This is a genomic window from Mycobacterium paraterrae (genome assembly GCF_022430545.2).
GTDB lineage: Bacteria > Actinomycetota > Actinomycetes > Mycobacteriales > Mycobacteriaceae > Mycobacterium > Mycobacterium paraterrae.
In genome coordinates this window covers 2,312,167-2,330,611 of sequence record NZ_CP092488.2, presented here as the reverse complement: position 1 = coordinate 2,330,611, position 18,445 = coordinate 2,312,167, and the positions used below count along the sequence as shown (strand labels likewise).

General features: G+C 65.3%; 18 protein-coding genes. 4 read left to right on the top strand and 14 right to left on the bottom strand.

Features of this window, described 5'->3' with window-relative positions; all coding sequences use genetic code 11:
- Positions 1 to 43: 43 nt before the first annotated feature.
- The gene (locus MKK62_RS11150; RefSeq protein ID WP_240261019.1) at positions 44 to 505 is read right to left on the bottom strand and encodes a nuclear transport factor 2 family protein; all 462 of its coding nucleotides are present in this window, start codon (positions 503 to 505) and stop codon (positions 44 to 46) included.
- Positions 506 to 677: 172 nt separating this feature from the next.
- Here MKK62_RS11150 and MKK62_RS11145 point away from each other — a divergent pair, with 172 nt between their 5' ends.
- The 3 genes from MKK62_RS11145 to MKK62_RS11135 all read left to right on the top strand — a co-directional run bounded on the left by MKK62_RS11145 (position 678) and on the right by MKK62_RS11135 (position 4,446).
- Positions 678 to 1,889 carry an acyl-CoA dehydrogenase family protein gene (locus tag MKK62_RS11145; protein ID WP_240264204.1) on the top strand — a complete coding sequence of 404 codons (1,212 nt, stop codon included), beginning with the start codon at positions 678 to 680 and terminating at the stop codon, positions 1,887 to 1,889.
- A 1-nt stretch (position 1,890) separates the two neighbouring features.
- Positions 1,891 to 2,712, top strand: coding sequence for a tyrosine-protein phosphatase (locus MKK62_RS11140; protein ID WP_240261020.1), 822 nt, complete (start codon positions 1,891 to 1,893; stop codon positions 2,710 to 2,712).
- Positions 2,713 to 2,910: 198 nt separating this feature from the next.
- Entirely contained in the window at positions 2,911 to 4,446 is a 1,536-nt protein-coding gene (locus MKK62_RS11135; protein WP_240261021.1) for a PE-PPE domain-containing protein, read from the top strand.
- A 58-nt stretch (positions 4,447 to 4,504) separates the two neighbouring features.
- Here the strand turns inward: MKK62_RS11135 and MKK62_RS11130 are convergent, their stop codons facing one another.
- The 9 genes from MKK62_RS11130 to MKK62_RS11090 all read right to left on the bottom strand — a co-directional run bounded on the left by MKK62_RS11130 (position 4,505) and on the right by MKK62_RS11090 (position 13,253).
- Complete coding sequence (locus MKK62_RS11130) at positions 4,505 to 5,473, bottom strand: NADPH:quinone oxidoreductase family protein (protein WP_240261022.1); 969 nt, start codon at positions 5,471 to 5,473, stop codon at positions 4,505 to 4,507.
- 10 nt (positions 5,474 to 5,483) lie between these two features.
- A complete protein-coding gene (locus MKK62_RS11125) occupies positions 5,484 to 6,347 on the bottom strand; it encodes an SDR family oxidoreductase (protein ID WP_240261023.1) in 864 nt (287 codons plus the stop codon).
- A gap of 50 nt (positions 6,348 to 6,397) precedes the next feature.
- Positions 6,398 to 7,816, bottom strand: a complete 1,419-nt coding sequence (locus MKK62_RS11120) for an aldehyde dehydrogenase family protein (RefSeq protein ID WP_240261024.1) — start codon at positions 7,814 to 7,816, stop codon at positions 6,398 to 6,400.
- A gap of 228 nt (positions 7,817 to 8,044) precedes the next feature.
- Positions 8,045 to 8,983, bottom strand: a complete 939-nt coding sequence (locus MKK62_RS11115) for a class I SAM-dependent methyltransferase (RefSeq protein WP_240261025.1) — start codon at positions 8,981 to 8,983, stop codon at positions 8,045 to 8,047.
- Complete coding sequence (locus tag MKK62_RS11110) at positions 8,980 to 9,954, bottom strand: class I SAM-dependent methyltransferase (RefSeq protein ID WP_240261026.1); 975 nt, start codon at positions 9,952 to 9,954, stop codon at positions 8,980 to 8,982. Before MKK62_RS11110 ends, MKK62_RS11115 begins: the two co-directional genes overlap by 4 nt.
- A 55-nt stretch (positions 9,955 to 10,009) precedes the next feature.
- Positions 10,010 to 10,648: a TetR/AcrR family transcriptional regulator gene (locus MKK62_RS11105; RefSeq protein WP_240261027.1), complete on the bottom strand. Its 639-nt coding sequence runs from the start codon at positions 10,646 to 10,648 to the stop codon at positions 10,010 to 10,012.
- A gap of 54 nt (positions 10,649 to 10,702) precedes the next feature.
- On the bottom strand, positions 10,703 to 11,677 hold the full coding sequence (locus tag MKK62_RS11100) for a pirin family protein (RefSeq protein WP_240261028.1): 975 nt from the start codon (positions 11,675 to 11,677) through the stop codon (positions 10,703 to 10,705).
- 76 nt (positions 11,678 to 11,753) lie between these two features.
- Positions 11,754 to 12,293, bottom strand: a complete 540-nt coding sequence (locus tag MKK62_RS11095) for a Dps family protein (protein ID WP_240261029.1) — start codon at positions 12,291 to 12,293, stop codon at positions 11,754 to 11,756.
- A 45-nt stretch (positions 12,294 to 12,338) separates the two neighbouring features.
- A complete protein-coding gene (locus MKK62_RS11090) occupies positions 12,339 to 13,253 on the bottom strand; it encodes a DNA-3-methyladenine glycosylase family protein (protein ID WP_240264205.1) in 915 nt (304 codons plus the stop codon).
- Between the two features lie 108 nt (positions 13,254 to 13,361).
- Between MKK62_RS11090 and MKK62_RS11085 the strand changes: the two genes are divergently transcribed.
- Positions 13,362 to 13,760 (top strand): nuclear transport factor 2 family protein, encoded by a 399-nt coding sequence (locus MKK62_RS11085; RefSeq protein ID WP_240261030.1) that lies wholly within the window; start codon positions 13,362 to 13,364, stop codon positions 13,758 to 13,760.
- Here MKK62_RS11085 and MKK62_RS11080 read toward each other — a convergent pair.
- The 4 genes from MKK62_RS11080 to MKK62_RS11065 form a co-directional block, all read right to left on the bottom strand.
- Complete coding sequence (locus tag MKK62_RS11080; protein ID WP_240261031.1) at positions 13,757 to 14,128, bottom strand: DUF427 domain-containing protein; 372 nt, start codon at positions 14,126 to 14,128, stop codon at positions 13,757 to 13,759. The genes MKK62_RS11085 and MKK62_RS11080 overlap by 4 nt on opposite strands.
- Positions 14,129 to 14,195: 67 nt before the next feature.
- Positions 14,196 to 15,743 (bottom strand): MCE family protein, encoded by a 1,548-nt coding sequence (locus tag MKK62_RS11075; RefSeq protein ID WP_240264206.1) that lies wholly within the window; start codon positions 15,741 to 15,743, stop codon positions 14,196 to 14,198.
- Positions 15,743 to 16,885: an MCE family protein gene (locus tag MKK62_RS11070; RefSeq protein ID WP_240261032.1), complete on the bottom strand. Its 1,143-nt coding sequence runs from the start codon at positions 16,883 to 16,885 to the stop codon at positions 15,743 to 15,745. The genes MKK62_RS11075 and MKK62_RS11070 overlap by 1 nt, the downstream gene beginning before the upstream one ends.
- Positions 16,882 to 18,441 (bottom strand): virulence factor Mce family protein, encoded by a 1,560-nt coding sequence (locus tag MKK62_RS11065; RefSeq protein WP_240261033.1) that lies wholly within the window; start codon positions 18,439 to 18,441, stop codon positions 16,882 to 16,884. The genes MKK62_RS11070 and MKK62_RS11065 overlap by 4 nt, the downstream gene beginning before the upstream one ends.
- Between the last annotated feature and the right edge of the window lie 4 nt (positions 18,442 to 18,445).

Here is an 18,445-nt window from a genome sequence, read left to right as displayed (position 1 = left end):
TGCGTGCCCGCTACCGCCGCTCCGCGCGGGCACGGGCTGCCGGTTACCAGAGCGGGAAGTCCTGCCCGTGCTCCTCGGCTGGTCTCGGGCCGAAGTAGCGGCGGTCGGACTCCTCGATCGCGACGTCGTTGATGCTTGCCTCGCGACGGGCCATCAAGCCATGCGCGTCGAATTCCCACAACTCGTTGCCGTAGCTGCGCCACCACTGGCCGTCGGCGTCGCGGCTTTCGTATTGGAATCGGACGGCAATGCGGTTGCCGTCGAAACTCCACAGGCCCTTGCGCAAGGAGTAGTCGAGTTCGCGTTCCCACTTGCGCGTCAGGAACGCCACGATCGCCTCGCGGCCGACGATGTGCTCGCCGCGGTTACGCCATTGCGAGTCAACGGTGTACGCCCGGCTCACCTTCTCGGGATCGCGAGTGTTCCAGGCGTCTTCGGCGGCCTGGACCTTCGTTAGAGCGGTCTCGAGCGTGAAGGGCGGCAAAGGCGGACGGGTCTCAGTCATGGCGTTCATCCTGCGCGCCACGACGGCCGGCGGCCACATCGCCCACACGTAAACTACGCACACTCACCTCGGCGAGTCGTGTGCGTGTTTCAAGTGTCGCAAGCGGGGTCGGATGGCGGTGGCCTAACGCCCTGCACGCGGGTGGCTTATCGTGACGGTCATGGACTTCGCAATGTCAGCCAAAGCCAGTGACTACCACAAGCGGCTGAGCGAGTTCATCACCGATTACGTCTTCCCCGCCGAAGCCGAGTACGACAAGTACCGCGAGGAGGCCGGGCCAAACGATCACACCGTTCCGCCGGTGATCGAGGAGTTGAAGACCAAGGCCAAGGCGGCCGGCCTGTGGAACCTGTTCCTGCCGTCGGAGTCCGGACTTAGCAACTTGGACTACGCGTCGCTCGCCGAGCTGACCGGCTGGAGCCTGGAGATCGCACCCGAGGCCACCAACTGCGCCGCGCCGGACACCGGGAACATGGAGACGCTGCACCTCTTCGCTACCGACGAGCAGCGCGAGAAGTGGCTCAAGCCGCTCCTCAACGGCGAGATCCGCAGCGGTTTCTCGATGACCGAGCCCGCCGTCGCCAGCAGCGACGCGCGCAACATCGAGACGTCGATCGTGCGGGACGGCAGCGACTACGTCATCAATGGCCGTAAGTGGTGGACGTCCGGCGCGGCCGACCCGCGCTGCAAGATCCTGATCGTCATGGGCCGCACCAACCCCGAGGCGGCCAGCCACCAGCAGCAGTCGATGGTGCTGGTCCCGATCGACACACCCGGTGTCACCGTCGTCCGCTCCACCACCGTGTTCGGCTACCAGGACCAGCCCGGGCACTGCGAGATCATCTACGACAACGTCCGCGTACCGGTGACCAACCTGCTCGGCGAAGAAGGTGGCGGCTTCGCGATCGCGCAGGCGCGACTCGGCCCGGGCCGTATCCACCACTGCATGCGTGCCCTCGGCGGCGCCGAGCGCGCGCTGGCGCTGATGGTGGACCGGGCCAACACCCGCATCGCATTCGGCAAGCCGCTCGCCGAGCAGGGGATGGTTCAGAACGCAATTGCGTTGTCGCGCAACGAGCTCGACCAGGCCCGGTTACTCTGCGAGAAGGCGGCGTGGACCATCGACCAGCACGGGAACCGGGCCGCCCATCTGCTGGTCTCCCAGATCAAGGCCGTGGCCCCGCAGATGGCATGCAACGTCATCGACCGTGCCATCCAGGTGCACGGTGCCGCCGGCGTCAGCGAGGACACGGTGCTGGCCCGGATGTACGCCTGGCAACGCGCGATGCGCATCTTCGACGGACCCGACGAGGTCCACTTGCGGACCGTCGCCCGGTACGAACTCGGCCGGGAGAAGAGCGCCTTCGCGGCGGCGGTCACTTAGCGTGGCGACCGGCGTACGGAATCTACAGGGCGCCTGGAATTTTCGCGACGTCGCCGACACCACTGGCGTGCTGCGGCCGGGTCGGCTGTTTCGGTCGGGTGAACTCAGTGGGCTTGCCGACGAAGGCCGAGACGAGTTGCGCCGGTTGGGTATCACCGATGTCGCCGATCTGCGTTCCCGCAGCGAAGTTCAGCGCCACGGGCCCGGGCTGGTTCCCGACGGCGTCGACATCCACCTGCTGCCGATCCCCGATCTGCCGCCCAGCGACGTCAACCCGGACGACGTGGCCCCGCACGAGCACGCGTTCAAGCGGCTGTTCGAGGAGAAGCCGGACGGTGAGTCGATCAGCGACGCCGCCAGTCGCTACATGGTTGAGGAATACAGCCGCTTCCCCACCTATCCCGGAGCCCGCGAGGCGCTGCACCGCATGGTGACCCTGCTTGGCGACGGGCGCACGATGCTGGCGCATTGTTTCGCCGGCAAGGACCGCACCGGCTTCACTGTCGCACTGGTGCTGGAGGCTGCGGGCGTCGACCGCGACGCGATCGTGGCGGACTTCCTGACCAGCAATCAAGCGGTGCCGTTGTTGCGCGAGCGCATCCTCGACGCACTTCGAGAGCGGGCCGACGTCGAGGTCACGCCGGAGTTGATCTCGACCACCGAGGCGAGACTCTCCGAAGAGGTGCTCGGCGTCCGCGCCGAATACCTCGACGCCGCGAGGCGGACGATCGACGAGAGCTTCGGCTCCCTCGACGACTACTTCCGCAGCGCCGGAATCACAGCCACCGACGTCCACCGGCTCCGCGACTCATTGATCGCCTGATTCGCGTCGTCTCCTAGACCGGACGTGCCGCGCCGGTGACACCTGAGATTCATGAGGTATCTGGGGCGACTCCGGAATCTTGGATGTGAAACTGAATTTTCACCTACGAAAACCTATGGATTTCTCAGACAAGCGCGCGGAAGAGGAGTAGAACATACGTCGAATACCTCCGCCGTCGCTGTCGTGAAAGGTCGCATAATGTCTGGTCGCAAGCTTCGTTTCACGGGTCTGGGAATGGTCGCGACGGCCGGCGCGGGGTTTCTCAGCTTGGCGGCGATGTTTAACCCCACTTCTGCGCATGCGGACGATATCGGCTTGGTGGTCGGCGGCAGCGGCACACCGATTCCCGGCTCGGACTACGTGGAGTCCGCAGCGCTGCACTACCTCTTCCCGACCTACGGCCCAGGCATCACGTTCTACCAAGCAACCCCGGAGAACCCTTTCGGCGAGGGCGTGTACACCCCGGAGGGTCTGTACCCGCTGACCGGCGTGCACACCCTGCCGTTCAACTACCCGTCCGGCGCCGACGGTTTCCCCGACCAAAGCACCTCGGTGGGCCAGGGCGACACCATTCTGCTCAACACCATCGAGTCCGAGATCCACAACGGCAACACCGCGACGGTGTTCGGCTACTCGCAGAGTTCCGTGATCGCCGGCAATGTCATGGAGCTGCTGAAGGCTGACGGCGTCCCCAACAACGAGGTGAACTTCCTCCTCGTCGCCGACGAGACCGCGCCGAACGGTGGATTGCTCTCCCGCTTCGACGGTTTCACCGATGTCGCGGGCAATACCCATTCGTTGCCGTTGAACCTGCCTAGCCTCGGCGTGGCCTTCGACGGCGCGACCCCAGCCAGCGACTACCCCACCCAGATCTACACGATCGAGTACGACGGGTTCGCCGACTTCCCGAAATACCCGATCAACCTGCTGTCCGACCTGAACGCGTTCCTGGGCATCGAGACGCTGCACGGCACATACCTGAATGGCGGCAACGGAACCGGTGGGCTCGGCGACGGCCCGTCGCTCGGTGACATCCAGAACGCGACGCCACTGCCCGTCTCCGACGCGGACACGATGACCAACTACTACATGATCACCACGCTCGGCGGCACCGACAGCGCGGCGGGAGAGCAGATCACCGCTCCGCTGGTGGCGATCCTGCCCAAGCCGCTGCAGGAATTGCTGGGCCCGGATCTGACCTACCTGATCAACCTGGGCTACGGCGACGGATCACAGGGTTGGGCGGACGGTCCCGCCGACGTGAACACCCCATTCGGCCTGTTCCCCGACGTCAGCATGTCCGATGTCTTCAGCCAGCTCTCCACCCTGACTCAGCAAGGCATCCAAAACCTGGCGACCGACACCGATCCCTACACGTCGGCGACGGCTTCTTCGGGGCAGAGCCTCGCCGAACTCGCGGCGGCGCTCCAGGCGGACCTCGCCAACCCGGCGGCGTCGTTCACCGATTTCGTCAACGCGATCACGACGGCTTCCTCGGCGGCATACTCCGCGCTTCTGCCAACGGCCGACATCATCAACGCGTTGGTGACCAGCATGCCGGCCTACGACCTGTCGCTGTTCTCGGCGAACATCGCGACGGGCGACTTGTCCGACGCGTTCGGCTTGCCGATCGCCGCCGACACGGCGCTGCTCACGCTGGCCGGCGGTTTCGAACTCGAGGTCGTCACCCAAGCGGTGTCGCAGATTCAGGACGCGTTCTCGGGTCTCTTCTAACGGGTTGGACAGGAAAGGCGCCGTCACCGCTAGCGCGGTACGGCGCCTTTCCTGTTGGTTAGGGCTCTAGTACGACTTTGCCGAACACTGCGCCGTCGGCCAGCGACTGCAACGCGTCACGGCCCTGCGACAGCGAATACCGTTGCGGTGGAGGCGGCTTCAATCCGGCTGCGACCAACTGGTTGAGGCCGAAGGAGAACAGCGACGCCGAACCGGGCACCTGGCGCAGATACTCGCCCCAGGCGACACCGAGCACGCCGGCATTGCGCAGCAGCAACCGGTTGACCTTCACGGTGGGAATCGAGCCGGCCGCGAAGCCGATCACCAGGAGTCTCCCGTCGACGGCCAACACTCGCACCGCATCGTCGAAAGCCTGTCCGCCGATCGGGTCGACAACGATGTCGACCCCGCGCCCACCCGTGTGCGCACGTACTTCCTGAGCCCAGCCGTCGGTCAACGGCAGCACTACGTCGGCACCCAGTGACTCGACGAAATCCATTGCGCCGGTGCGGTGCACGACCGCGATCACCGTGCCGGCCCCCGTCGCCCGCGCCACCTGGATGGCCGCGGTGCCCACGCCGCCTGCCGAGCCCAACACCAGCACGCTCTCACCTGGGCGCATTGCCGCCCGGCGGGTCAGCGCGAAATACATGGTGTTGTAGTTCACTAGCAGTGAGACCGCTTCTGCGTCGTCCAGTTCGGCGGGACTACGGGTCACATTGGCCGGCGGAGCCACCACCTGCTCTGCCCATCCACCGAGAATCCCGAATGCCGAAACCCGTTCGCCGACCCTGAATTCGGAGTCCTCCGGCGCCCACTCGACCATGCCGGAGGCCTCCATACCGGGGATGAACGGCGGTGGCAGCTTGAGCTGGTATTCGCCCCGGCTCATCAGCAGGTCGGGAAAGCAGACCCCGGCGGCGCGCACGTTGATGACCAGGACGTGCTCGTTGCCGGTAACGTCCTGGACATCGGTGTACTCGAGACCGTCTGGGCCTGAAAGCTCCTGTACTACACAGGCTTTCATGCGGCCGCGATCAGCGGATCGAGAAGTTCGCCGCCTTGGCGCCGGACAGGTCGTCGATTTCGCCCCAATGCGAGGCGATGTCGTCGACCGACGGTGGCTCTTTGAATGTGACGCCCTCATTCTGGAACAGCGCGGTGCGTTGCACCTTGCCGCCGCCGACGATGAAGATCGAGCCGCTGTCCGGCACCTCTTCGGTGACCAGGTAAGCCACCACCGGCGCCACGTACTCCGGCGTCAGGTTCTTCAGCACCTCGGGCGGCAGGATGTCCTCGGTCATCCGGGTGGCGGCGATCGGTGCCAGCGCGTTGGCCTTGATGTTGTACTTGGCGCCTTCCTGGGCCAGCGTGTTGATCAACCCGACCAGGCCGAGCTTCGCGGCGCCGTAGTTGGCTTGACCAAAGTTGCCGAATAGTCCGCTCGTCGAGGTAGCGACCAGAACACGGCCGAAGCTCTGCTCGCGGAAGTGCGGCCAGGCGGCGCGGATGACGTTGTACCCGCCGTAGAGGTGCACCTTGAGCACGGAATCCCAGTTCTCGAACGACATTTTGTGGAAGGTGCCGTCGCGCAGGATGCCGGCGTTGCTCACCACGCCGTCGATTTTCCCGAACTCGTCGAGCGCGGTCTTGACGATGTTCTCGGCGCCTTCGGGCTCGGCCACGCTGTCGTAGTTGGCGACCGCGCGTCCGCCGGCGTCCTTGATCTCTTTGACGACCTCGTCGGCCATGTTGTGTCCGGCGCCGGTCCCGTCGCGCGCACCACCGAGGTCGTTGACGACGACGCTGGCGCCTTCCTTGGCAAGGGTCAGCGCGTACTCGCGCCCCAACCCACCACCGGCTCCGGTGACGACGACAACGCGATCCTGCACTCCGGGCATGAACTTCCTATCTCTCGATCTTCGTTGACCTGCAAGGGAATTAGGCGAAGCTAGAATAGCCGCCGGGCCAGCTTCCACGCCTTCTCGGTGTACGGCGGGTAGATGAAGCTGGCGATGTCCGGGCGGGTCGGTTTGGTCAGCACCGACTTGCGGTGACTGAACTCTTCGAATCCGAACTTGCCATGGTAGGCACCCAGACCCGACGGCCCAACGCCACCGAACGGCAGCTTGTGGGTGGCGAAGTGGAACAGCAGGTGGTTGATCACCATGCCGCCGGCCGGTACTTCTTTGATCACCCGTTCGCGAACGGCTTTGGCCTTGGTGAACAGGTAGGCGGCCAGTGGCTTGGGCCGCGAGTTCACGAAGGTGATTGCCTCGTCGAGGTTTTGGACGGTCAGCACCGGCAGGATCGGACCGAAGATCTCGTCGGTCATCAGCGGCTCGTCGGTCGCGGGATCCACGACGACGGTCGGCTGGATGTTCAGCTTCGACGGATCCGAACCACCACCGATCGCGACCTTGCCCTGCGTCGCGGCGAGCGCGGTGGTGAGCCGGTTGAAGTGCCGCTCGTTGACGATTCGCTTTCCGCCACTTGCGTTTTGGGATTCGAAGGTAGTGACCGCCTTGCGGATCTCGTCGACCAACTGGTCGCGGATCGGCGCCTCGGCCAGCACGTAGTCCGGGGCGATGCAGATCTGGCCGGAGTTGATCAGCTTGGTCCAGGCGATCCGCTTCGCTGCGACCTTGATGTCGGCGTCCTTCGACACGATCACCGGGCTCTTGCCGCCCAATTCGAGGGTCACCGGCGTCAGATGCTTGGCAGCGCCCTCGTAGACCTTGCGGCCGATCTCGGTGCCGCCGGTGAAGATCAAGTGATCGAAGCCCTGCGCGATCAATTCCTGACTGACCGGACCGTCACCCTCAATGACCGCGATCGCGTCGTTGTCCAGGTAGCGCGGCACCAGCTCGGCCATCAACGCCGACGACGCCGGGGCCACTTCAGAAGGCTTGAGCACCACTGTGTTTCCGGCGGCGATCGCACCGGCGGCCGGGCCAAGGGTCAACGCGAACGGGAAGTTCCAGGCGCCGATGATCAGCACCGTGCCGTACGGCTCGTACTCGACGAAGCCGCGACCGGGCAGCTGCGACATCTCCAACAGCCGGTGCTTGCGCTTGGCCCACTTGCCGACGTTCTTCGCGGCGTAGGCGGCCTCACCGGCGGTGCTGGCGACGTCGGCCAGCCACGCCTCGAACGGTGAACGGCCCAGGTCTTTTTCCAGCGCCGCGGCGACCTTGTCCTCGTTTTCCGTCATCAGTCGCTCGAGCGCGCGCAATTGAAGTTTGCGCCACTCCACACTTCGCGTGCGCCCGGTTGCGAACGTCTGACGCAACCGCGCGACGGTCTGGGCAATGTCCGGACCGGATGATGGCGTCGTAGGCGCAACTGGAGCAGTGATCTCGGTGGTCATCGGGATTCCCTTCCTCGACCGGCAGGATCACAATCCTAATCAACCGCTGGGTTGGGCAACAGGGTCCCCTGACTGGGCCCGATTGCTGCGCTCGCCCCTCGCCGTTACGCGGCGGCGAGGTACCCCTACCTCATCGCCCTACGGGCTCTGCATCGTCGTCCGGGCGGGCCCGACTGCCCGGCTCCTCCTCATCGCCCTGCGGGCTCTGCATCGTCGCCCGGGCGGCCCCTAGACGCGTTCGGCGGTCACGAACTGCGAGAACGCTTGCTTGTCGTCTGCCAACGGCACGCCTTCGACCCAGCGGTTCAGCCGCCGCATCTCGTCGTCGCAGCTTTGCGCGGTCGCCCGCCAGCCGTGCTCGTTGAGCCAGGTGGCCACGTCCGCGCGCGCGTCGTCGCGATACATCAGGTCCTGAATGTCGACGTTCCGCTCGATGCCGAGCTGCTCCGCCACCCGGTCAAGGCGCTCTCGCATTTCCTGACGGCGCTCGTCGGCGTGGTTAGCCGCGGTCTCGGCGGCGACTCGGCTGCCGGTGGCGCTCAGCTCGGTGATCTGAGTGAACAGCCGGTCCTGGGCATCGGCGGGCAGGTACATCAGCAGCCCCTCGGCCAGCCACGCGGTGGGCGCCTTCGGGTCGAAGCCTTCGGCGATCAAGGCCGCCGGCCAGTCCTGACGAAGGTCGACGGCCACCTCGTGGCGGTCGGCCGACGGCGTGGCGTCGTGCGCAGCCAACGTCGCCGACTTGTATTCCAGCACCTTGGGCTGATCAATCTCGTAGACCGTGGTGCCGGTCGGCCAATTCAGACGGTACGCCCGCGAGTCGAGACCGGAGGCCAGGATCACCACCTGCCGGATGCCCGCGGCTGCGGCCGCGGTGAAGTAGGCGTCGAAGAAGTGGGTGCGCACCGCCTGGTAACCGCGCATGTGCTCGAAGATCGCCGCGGCCTCGGCGTCGATCTCGGCCACCTTGTCCACCAGCGAGCTGTCCAGCATCTTTTCCCAGACGCCGGTGCCCGCCTCGCTGACCAGGATCCTCGCGAACGGATCGCGGATCAGCGGGTCCGGCTTGTCGGTTTCAGCGGCCCGGGCGGCGGCGACCATCACCGCGGTGCTTCCGACGCTTTCGGTGATGTCCCAGGTGTCGTCTTGAGTACGCAGGGCGCTCATCGCAGCTCCTCATCGTTGTCGTTGTGCTCGCCACCGAGTTCGGCGCGAAGCAGGGTGGTGGTTAAGGCCTCGTGGGTCAGGTCGGCCGGGATTTCGCGGCCCAGCCGCGCCATCTCATCGGCGTTGCTAATGGCCTCGACGTGCCAGCCGTGCTCGGTCAGCCAGTCCGCGGCGTCGGCGCGGCCGCCTTCCTGGTAAGTCAAGGTTTCGACGTTGATGTCCAGGCCGAGCCGCTGACGCATCCGGTCGAACCGGGCCCGGCGCGCGACGCGACGGGCTTCGGCGTCGGCCGCGCCGAGGCTGAACGCCTCGACCGCGACGCGGCTGCCCGGGGCGCTCAATCCAGTCAGGATCTCGAACAGCCGGTCCTGGGCTTCGGCCGGCAGGTAGGGCAGCAGCCCCTCCGCCAGCCAGGCAGTCGGCTGGCCGGCGTCGAAGCCGGCCGCGGTCAGGGCCGCCGCCCAGTCGTCACGCAGGTCGACCTGAACGGTCCGCCGCTGTGCGGTGGGCGCCGCGCCAGCCGCCTCCAACGTCTTGGTTTTGTACGCGACCACTTGCGGCTGGTCGATCTCGTAGACCGTGGTACCGGCCGGCCAGTCCAGCCGGAACGCCCGGGAATCGAGCCCGGCGGCGAGAATGACCGCCTGCCGGATACCGCCGGCGACGGCGTCGGCGAAGTACGAGTCGAAGAAGTGCGTGCGCACGGCCTGATAGTCGACGGCCAGACGGTGGGCCCGTCGCCCGTGCTCGTCGTCGCCGATCCAGTCCAACGAACTGGCCAAACGCTCCCACGGTTGCCCCGCCGTGGACACCAACAGGTAGGCGAACTGGTCGCGAATCAGCGGGCTTTCGGAAGCGGTTTCGACGGCGCGGGCTGCGGCCACGCTCAGGGCGGTGGCACCAACGCTTTCGGTGATGTCCCAGCTATCGCCTTCGGAACGAACGGAAGTCACGTCGGATACATCAGACATAGCAGAGTCATATTACCCAATAACTTAGGCAATCTATGTGCTCGTGTGCGCTACATCACTCCATCGAGGGCTGGGCCAAGCTGCGGGCCAGCAACACGTGCAACTGGTCGGTGATGACGTCGAATTCGTCGCGGCTACCGACAAATCCGGCGTAGAAGCCCACTCCCAAGAGCACGGCGAGCAACATTTCGGTGAGCGCCGAGGCATTGGTGTCGGGGGAGAGCTCGCCGCTGTGGATGCCGTCGTTGATCGCCCACAGCAGAAATGCCCGAGTGGTGTTCACCGAGTCGCTACCCGGCCGGCCCAGTTCAGGGTGGCGCTGCGACTCCAGCGTCGCCGCGATCAAGAACGCCGACGCGGCATGGTTTTCGAGTTCTGCCTCGGCGGCACCCTGGATGAAGGCCGATACCCGGGCGGTCAGCGTGGTCTCGTTCCGCGCCCGCTGAGCGCTGGCGACGACCATGGCGTTGTTGGTCTCCTCCAGCACCTGCCAGTACAGCACCCGTTTATTTGCGAAGTAGTGGTTGATAGCGGGGCGGGTCAGGTCGGCGCGTATTGCGATCGCCTGGAAGGTAGCGGCGTCGTATCCGCGTTCGCTGAAGACTTCTCGAGCAGCACGCAAGATGCGTTTACGTGTTTCGGCCGCCTTTGCCGCGGGTGGGCGACCCGGTCCGCGACTCGCTGGCTGAACCACTCCGTAATTGTGCCATAGATCACACCTAACGCCGCTATAAAATTGACCGAAGTGTTAGCTGGCGGGTCGGTGCGGCATCAAGCCGTCGGGCGGGACGCTGCCGAATTTGCCGGCCTGGAAGTCCTCCAGCGCCTGGACCACTTCGGCCTTCGTGTTCATTACGAACGGGCCGTAGTGGAACACCGGCTCGCGGATCGGCTGCCCACCCAGGATCAAGACCTCCATCGCCGGGATCCGTGAATCCTGCGACGGTGCGGCATCGACGGTGATCCGGTCACCGGGGCCCAGGACCACCAGCTGACCCTGTTGGATCGGATGGGATACCGGCCCGACCGAGCCGCGACCGGCCAACACGTACACCAACGCGTTGTAGTCACGGTTCCATGGCATGTTCAGCCGAGCACCCGGTTGAATCGTCGCATGCGCCATGGTGATTGGCGTATGCGTGACGCCGGGACCGCGGTGGCCGTCGAGTTCGCCGGCGATGATGCGGATCAATGCGCCGCCGTCGTCGGACGACAGCAGCGCGACGTCGTTGCCCTCGATGGCCTGGTAGCGGGGAGTAGCGAATTTGTCTGCCTTCGGCAGGTTGACCCACAGCTGAATGCCGTGGAACAGCCCGCCGCTCTCGACCAGTTCCGCCGGTGGGGTCTCGATGTGCAGGATGCCCGCGCCGGCGGTCATCCATTGCGTGGCGCCGTCGGCGATCAAACCTCCGCCGCCGTGCGAGTCCTGGTGGGCAAAGCGGCCGTCGATAATGTAGGTGACCGTCTCGAATCCGCGATGGGGATGCCAGTCGGTGCCTCGTGGCTCGCCGGGTTGGTACTCAACTTCGCCCATCTGGTCCATATGGATGAACGGGTCGAGTGCGGCGCTGCTCACCCCGGCGAACGCGCGGACCACGGGGAAGCCTTCTCCCTCGAAGCCGCGCGGGCCGGTGGTGATCGAACGGACTGGCCGTTCGGTGTCGGTCGGCCCTGCCGCGGCTACCCGCGGCAAGGTCAGGGTGTCTGCGGTGATCGCGGGCATCTCGGGCCTCCTTGAATCGGATACCCGCTATAACCGGACCGCGGTCCGATTATTCCTGCCCGCGATCACCCCCGACTCAGCGTGCGGTGTCGGCCGCACCCTTCTCGGTCGAGTTGCCCTCGTGAGCCAAGCTGCCGCCGGCGTTCTCGAGATGCGCTCGCACGAACCACTGGAACTTCTCCAACTCGGCGGCGTGCGCAATGAGGATGTCCTGGGTGACCGGGTCGAGTTCTTCGGTTTCGCGGATGCCCTTGCGGGTGTCCTCGATGACGCCGTTGTAGACCAGGTCGAGAGCTGCGAGGTGTGCCTGCACCGTGTCCCGGCCGAGCGAATAGTCGTCCCAGGTGCGGTCTTTCAGAATGGCGCCGGGTGTGCCCTGCGGCGATCCGCCGAGGGTGGCGATTCGCTCGGCCACTTCGTCGGCGTAGCCACGGACCAGTTCGACTTGCGGGTCGATCATCTCGTGCACCCCAATGAAGTTGGGGCCGACGACATTCCAGTGGACGTGCTTGAGTGTCAGGTGGACGTCGTTGTATGTGCTCAGTTGCTTTTGCAGCAGGTCAGCTAGCTTGGCGCCTTGCTGGTCAGTCAGTCCGGGAACAGTGAATTGAGTCATGGGCGGCGCATACCCGATGGCTGCGGGCCGTAACCCAGGGTTGCGTCACAGCCCCCGGATGTCCTGTAACGGCAGCCGTGCGCCTCGCCGCGGCTCGTACGCCAGTCCGCTGGCTTCCAGCAGACGCACCACCCGGTGGCGGTGCGGTCGCATGGGCTCGAGGAGTTCGACCATCTCCTCATCGTTGCCCGGGCGCCCCAAGAAGGTCCAGCCAATCATCTTGGGGACGTGGTAATCGCCCACCGACAGCGCGTCGGGATCACCGAACGCTCGCTGCGCCGTCTCGGCCGCTGTCCAGATCCCCACTCCCGGCAGCGACATCAGCGCCTCCCGGGCCTTCTCGGTCGGCCAGGACGTCAACCGCTCCAGCGACGAAGCCCGCTGGGCGCACCCGACGATGGTGCGTGCCCGACCCGGATCGACGTTGGCGCGATGGAACTCCCACGACGGGATACGCCGCCAGACCTCGGCCGGCGGCGGGACCCGCATCCGCGCCGGGGCTGGTCCCGGGGCCGGGGTTCCGTATTTGGTCACCAGCAGGCGCCAAGCCCGGAACGCATCTTTACCTGGCACGCGCTGCTCGAGCACGGCGGGAATCAACGCCTCCAGCACCCGACCGGTGCGGCCCAGCCGCAAATGGGGCACGCGCCGATGCGCCTCGACGACGATCGGGTCGATCGGCTCGAACCCAGACAGGTCGTCATGGGCACCGAGGAGGGCTGGGAGCCCGTCGAGAAACTCGTCGGCGCCGGGTCCCCACGCCGTGGCGTCGACCGCGTCGACGGCGGCGCGGCTGATCCGCGCGGTGACGGATCCGCTAGGTAACAAGCTGGTTCGCCAGATGGCGCCGTCGACGTCGACGCGGAAGCACGGGTCTCCGGGCCCGCGTCGAAGCGGAAACAAGGTGCTTCGAGGGCTGACCGCACCGGGGAATGTCACCGTGCGAGCGCTACCGTCCATGTGCTCCCACCGCTGCTCGACCGAATCGATCATAGGGCCGGCCCGCGACGGGCGTGGGGATCGGCGACGTCATTGACCGCCGACTGGCTCTCGCGTCAGGATGGCGGGATGACTACGCCGTTCGACGATCCGTCTGCGGAATTGGCGTGGATGTTCCTTCAGTGCCTGTCGGAGGACGCCGATGTCGACGAATGCTTCGACCTGCTCAGCGACGACTTCACCTACTGGAACATCGCGACCCGCCACTCGGTCGACAAGGCGCAGTTTCGTACCGAGGTCGAACGACGTAAGCAGCACCTCGAATTGAACTTGGACTTTCTGCAGTGCTTCAACGACGGCGAAAGCGTGGTCATCGAGGCCGAAGCCGACGGCGAGACACGTGACGGCGTCCACTACAACAGCCCGGCCGTCTTCATCGTCGAAACGCGCGATGGCCTGATCACCTCGCTACGCGAATACAGCGACACCCGGCTCACCGCGCACGTCTTCGGACTTGCTACCGCCTAGCCGACCGCTATCGCCGCCTTGTCGGGGTAGAACGCCACGTGCCCGGCGATGGCAGCCACGGCCGGATAAGGCTTTTCGTAGAACCAGATCGCGTCGTCGACGGTCCGGCCGCCGGTCGTCACGCTGTAATATCCGGCCTCGCCCTTGAACGGGCAATAGGTGCTCGTGTCGGTCCGCGTAAGCGTCTCCTGCTTGACATCCGCAATCGGAATGTATTGCACGGCAGGATAAGCCGCTTCCTGGAGTTGCAGAGCGTCGTTGGTGTCGGCGACGATCTCGCCGTTGACGCGGACGACGACCCGTTTACCGGTCGGGCCGATGGTGATCGGATGCTCGGCGGTGGGCTCCAAAACGGGACGATTGGTCATGACGAGGTCTCCTCACGTACGAATAGCTTTTTCAACACTGCCGGTCGCACAAGATTCCCGAGCCGCTTCAGCCCGCCGGGGCGAGCATGTCCTTCCAGCCGTTGTCACCGGTGTGGCGGGAGTCCTCCAGTAGGTACTTGGCGCCGTCCGGACCCACCACTTCGCCGCTCGACGGCAAGTAGATCGCGCTGGGACCGGCCGGTGTGTAGGTGCACGGATTGGGTTGCTGCCCGTTACAGCGGACCGAGCCCGAGCCCGGCCGCTGCAGCGGATCGGTCACCGGAGGCGCGGGCGGCGGCAGCCGGTCGGCCGGCACCGGGTTCATGCCATTGTTCACCGACGGCGCCGGTATCACCCTGCCGGGGTCGACCGGCTGATCGCAGCGCGCGCCCGGCGCCGGGCAATTCCGGATCTGGTTCGGGTCGCCGTACCAAGGGTTGGTGCCCAGTGGAACGTACGGCTTGTCGTCCCGACATTCCCGCGGCGTCGCCCTGCGCTTGCCCGGCACGTCGACGCAGGGATAGTTGCGTGCGCCACGCACGTCGTTGGCCTGAGTGTCTTGCGGGATCTTGCAATAGGTGCCGGTCGGCAGCGGCGCGACGCTGGTGTCCGCGGGTGAGCGCCATTCGGAGGCGGGCAGGAAACCGGTCAGACACGGTGGAGGATTGTTCAGCGAGAGATTCAGGGTCAACAGCACCGCGCCCGGTGCCGACGCGATCAACGTCTGTGCGACCGAGCCGATCTCGGGCAAAAACACCAGTAACTGCTCGAGTCCGGCGTTGTATCGCTTCAGCATGTCCGCGACGACTTCGAGATTGGCGACGGTCTGCGGCAGGGATTCGCGGACATCGCCGAACACCCTGTCGACTTGCTCGGCGGTCGGGCCTCCGTTGGTCAGGAGGTTCTGTAGGTGCGGATCGTTTTTCGCGATCTGCGCGGTGAGGTCTTTGAGGTTCCGCGACCACTGCGCGATGGAGTCACCCGAATCCACCTGGCTGTCCAAGATCGATGCCGCGTTGTCGATGATGTCGTCGACATCGGACAGGTTGGCTTCGAAGTCGCCGACGATGGACTGGGTCGAGTCGACGAGCCGTTGCAGCGCGGGACCCAATCCGCCGACGGCGAGCGACGTTTCGTCGAGCAGCGATGCGATCTTGTGTTTGGGCAGCACTGACAGCGCCCGGTTGGCGGCGTCGAGCGCGGGACCTATCTCGCTGGGCACAGTGCCTTTGGTGATCGTCTGGCCGGGCGAGAAGAATTGGCCGGGGTCGCCGGTGGAGACCAGGTCGACGTATTGCTCACCGATCGCCGACACCGAGTGCACGTTTGCCGATGCGTCGATAGGAATCTTGTAGCGGTCGTCGATGCTGAGGGTCGCCCGGACACCGTGTTTCGTCGGCTCTACCTTGGTGACCTTGCCGATCTGGATACCCCGGTAGGTGACGTTCGACGTGCGGTAAAGGCCGCCCGACGCCGGCAACTCGGCGATCAAACGATATTGGCCGACCCCGAGTTGGCTCGGGATGCGCAAGTAGAACCAGCCGAGCGCGACGAGCGCGGTCAGGGTCAACGCGGCGAACACGATCAGCTGAGTGCGGATGAAGCGGGTCAGCATCACTCGCCCCGCTCCACCGGCGCGTCGGCCGGGTTGGGTGTGAATCGAATATCGGGAACCATCGTCGAGAGATCGCGACCCCAGGATTGTTCGAGGGCGCGCAGCGCTCCGGAGAATCCGGTCCCGGTGAAGATCGCGTTGTCGACGGTGCTCAGCGTGAGGTCCAGTGCACCCGAGACGTTGATGTAGTCGCCGCGAACGATTTTCGGCACGCTGTCGATGGAGAATGGCGGTGACAGCAGGAGTGTCAGGGCATCGACCAGATACGGTGCGGCGCGTCCGAGCTGTTTGAGCGGACGCTGCAGGTCTTGCAGATCTTGGTGCAGGTCGCCCCGCGAGGTGGTGAACGTCTGGTCGGTGACGTTGCTGATCCGGCCCACCGCTTCGACGGTGTCCGCGAATAGATTGCGTTGCCTGTCGAAATGCTCGACCAGTGGCGGAAATTCAGTCAGCGCGCGGTCGAGCGTGCCTGCCCGTCTCGCCGCGTGGCCCAGCAAGCGACCGGTGGACTCGATCGCCTGGTGGATGTCTTCGCGCTGGCTATTCACCTCGCGGGCGAAGGTGTCGAGCTTGCCCAAGAAGTCGCGGATCTGTTGAGCCCGACCGGCGAGGATGTTGTACACCTCGTTCTGGATAACCTCGAGGTTGGGCACTCCTCCGCCGCGCAGCACCATGGCCAAACTGGCCAGGGTCTGCTCGGTCGACGGATAGGTCGAGGCGCTGTTGAGCCCAATGGTGTCGCCGGCGTTGAGTAGTTGCGGGGACGGGTTGGGTGGCGCGGCCAACTCCACGTGCTGTGAACCGAGCAGGCTGGTCTGGCCGATCTTCGCGGTCGCGTTCTTCGGGAGGCGGACACCCTTGTCCAGGTCGACGGTCAGCGTGGCGATCCAGTTCTTCAGGTCGATGGATCGCACCGTGCCGACGAAGACGTCGGCCACCAGGACTCGGCTGTTTCCGTTGAGCGCCATGGTGTTCGGCATCTGGACGAAGATCTGGTACGAGCCTTGCCCGCTGCCGGGACCACCGGGCAACGGCACATTGGCGATGCCCCGCCAGCTTGCGCACGAGCTCAACACCACGACGGCGGTCACGGTGGCCAGTACCTGCGATAGCCTTCGGCCGATCGGCCGCGCCGCCCTCATCGGTGCGGCTCCGGCGCACCGAATTCCGCGGCGCCGAGCGGCGGACCGGATGTCGGTGGGGGCGGCCCCGGTGATGGCAGCGGTTGCGGATACCACGGCGGTGGCAGCGGATTGTTCTCGTCGTAGGCATTGGGCGGACCGGTCATGGTGTGTCCGGCAGGCGGTGGCGCAACGTCGGGTCCGCCCATCAATTCCGCGAGCGATGCCGCGGTCAGCAGGTTCCGGGTGGCCGGCTGGACCTGAATCCCCTGCATGCCGGGCGCGACGACCCAGCCAGGCTCCGAATTACGATGTGACCATTGGGTATCCGGCGAGAAGATGCCCGGGACGGTGGTGTCTTTATAGCCGGGTGGTGGCTGCAGTCGCGGCTCGGAGTAGGCGACGTTCTTGGGTAGCGTGTCGGCGGTACTGAACAAGTTGATGCCGTACGGGAAATAGTTGAACTTGATCGCATCCAAGATCGGCGCCAGGTACTGCGCGCAGAGTTCCGCCGAGTCTTGATACCCGAGTCGACTGCCGGCCTGAATTACGCTGCAAATGAACTCCATTGGGTTCGCGAAGTTGGTGAACGCCGCGACGCCGCTGAGACTGCCATGCGCGGGTTCGTAGATGCCCAGCACGTTTGCCGCCATGTTGGGCAGGATGTGCAGCGCGGTCTCCAAGCCGTCGCGCGGCTCCGGTTGCATGATCGTCGTGGTCAGCTCGCCCAGGTTGTTCACATCGTGAGTCAGGGCGTCGCGGTTCTCGGCGAGGAATTTCTGGGCGGTGGACAGCAGGCTGTCGGTGTCGCGAATGGCGTTGGCCGCGGACTGATCCGAGCTGACGAGGCTGTCGGAAAGTTGTTCGAGGTCCTTGTTTAGCGCGACGAACTGTTGATCGTCTTGGTGCAGGGCATTGACGAACATCGCCAGGCTCTTCAATACCGCGAAGAAATCGCCGCGACCGTCGTCGAGGGTGCTCAGCGCATTGGACAGGCTGTTGAGCGTGGTGTTGATCTGTTGACCCTTGCCTTCGAGCCCGTTGGCGAACGCTTCGATGACCTCTCCGAAAGGTCCCGCGGGTTGGTCTTTGCTCGGCCCGAATTTGTCGATGATGTGAGTCACGCTGTTGCGCAGCTCATCCCACTCGACCGGCACCTGGGTGCGCTCGATGGGGATCACCGCGCCGTCAGCTAACACCGGCCCGCCTTTGTAGGGTGGCTCCAGCTGAATGCTGCGCGACGCCACCAGTGTCGGGTTGAGTACTACCGCCGACGCGTTGGCGGGAACCTTGTAGGTGTTGCGGTAGTGGAATGTCACCTTCATCCGGTCGCCGGTGGGCTCGATCTTGTCGATCGCTCCGACTTGGATTCCCATGATCTGAACCTTGTCCCCGGTGTAGAGGGCGTTGACGGCAGGGAAGTACGCCACGACCGTGTTGTTGGTCAGTTTCTGATAGAGCTGCCAACCCGCCAGTCCCGCAACGATACTCAACGCCAAGCCAAGTGAGCCGAGAATCACCGCGGCCTTCGACAGGTACGGCAACCGCGGCTTGCGGATATCGAAGATGGTGCTCATCTAC

Coding starts and splice junctions, on each gene's coding strand:
- MKK62_RS11150 (WP_240261019.1), bottom strand. CDS start 505: ATGACTGAGACCCGTCCGCCTTTGCCGCCCTTCACGCTCGAGACCGCT.
- MKK62_RS11145 (WP_240264204.1), top strand. CDS start 678: ATGTCAGCCAAAGCCAGTGACTACCACAAGCGGCTGAGCGAGTTCATC.
- MKK62_RS11135 (WP_240261021.1), top strand. CDS start 2,911: ATGTCTGGTCGCAAGCTTCGTTTCACGGGTCTGGGAATGGTCGCGACG.
- MKK62_RS11130 (WP_240261022.1), bottom strand. CDS start 5,473: ATGAAAGCCTGTGTAGTACAGGAGCTTTCAGGCCCAGACGGTCTCGAG.
- MKK62_RS11125 (WP_240261023.1), bottom strand. CDS start 6,347: ATGCCCGGAGTGCAGGATCGCGTTGTCGTCGTCACCGGAGCCGGTGGT.
- MKK62_RS11120 (WP_240261024.1), bottom strand. CDS start 7,816: ATGACCACCGAGATCACTGCTCCAGTTGCGCCTACGACGCCATCATCC.
- MKK62_RS11115 (WP_240261025.1), bottom strand. CDS start 8,983: ATGAGCGCCCTGCGTACTCAAGACGACACCTGGGACATCACCGAAAGC.
- MKK62_RS11110 (WP_240261026.1), bottom strand. CDS start 9,954: ATGTCTGATGTATCCGACGTGACTTCCGTTCGTTCCGAAGGCGATAGC.
- MKK62_RS11100 (WP_240261028.1), bottom strand. CDS start 11,677: ATGCCCGCGATCACCGCAGACACCCTGACCTTGCCGCGGGTAGCCGCG.
- MKK62_RS11095 (WP_240261029.1), bottom strand. CDS start 12,293: ATGACTCAATTCACTGTTCCCGGACTGACTGACCAGCAAGGCGCCAAG.
- MKK62_RS11090 (WP_240264205.1), bottom strand. CDS start 13,253: ATGGACGGTAGCGCTCGCACGGTGACATTCCCCGGTGCGGTCAGCCCT.
- MKK62_RS11085 (WP_240261030.1), top strand. CDS start 13,362: ATGACTACGCCGTTCGACGATCCGTCTGCGGAATTGGCGTGGATGTTC.
- MKK62_RS11080 (WP_240261031.1), bottom strand. CDS start 14,128: ATGACCAATCGTCCCGTTTTGGAGCCCACCGCCGAGCATCCGATCACC.
- MKK62_RS11075 (WP_240264206.1), bottom strand. CDS start 15,743: ATGCTGACCCGCTTCATCCGCACTCAGCTGATCGTGTTCGCCGCGTTG.
- MKK62_RS11070 (WP_240261032.1), bottom strand. CDS start 16,885: ATGAGGGCGGCGCGGCCGATCGGCCGAAGGCTATCGCAGGTACTGGCC.
- MKK62_RS11065 (WP_240261033.1), bottom strand. CDS start 18,441: ATGAGCACCATCTTCGATATCCGCAAGCCGCGGTTGCCGTACCTGTCG.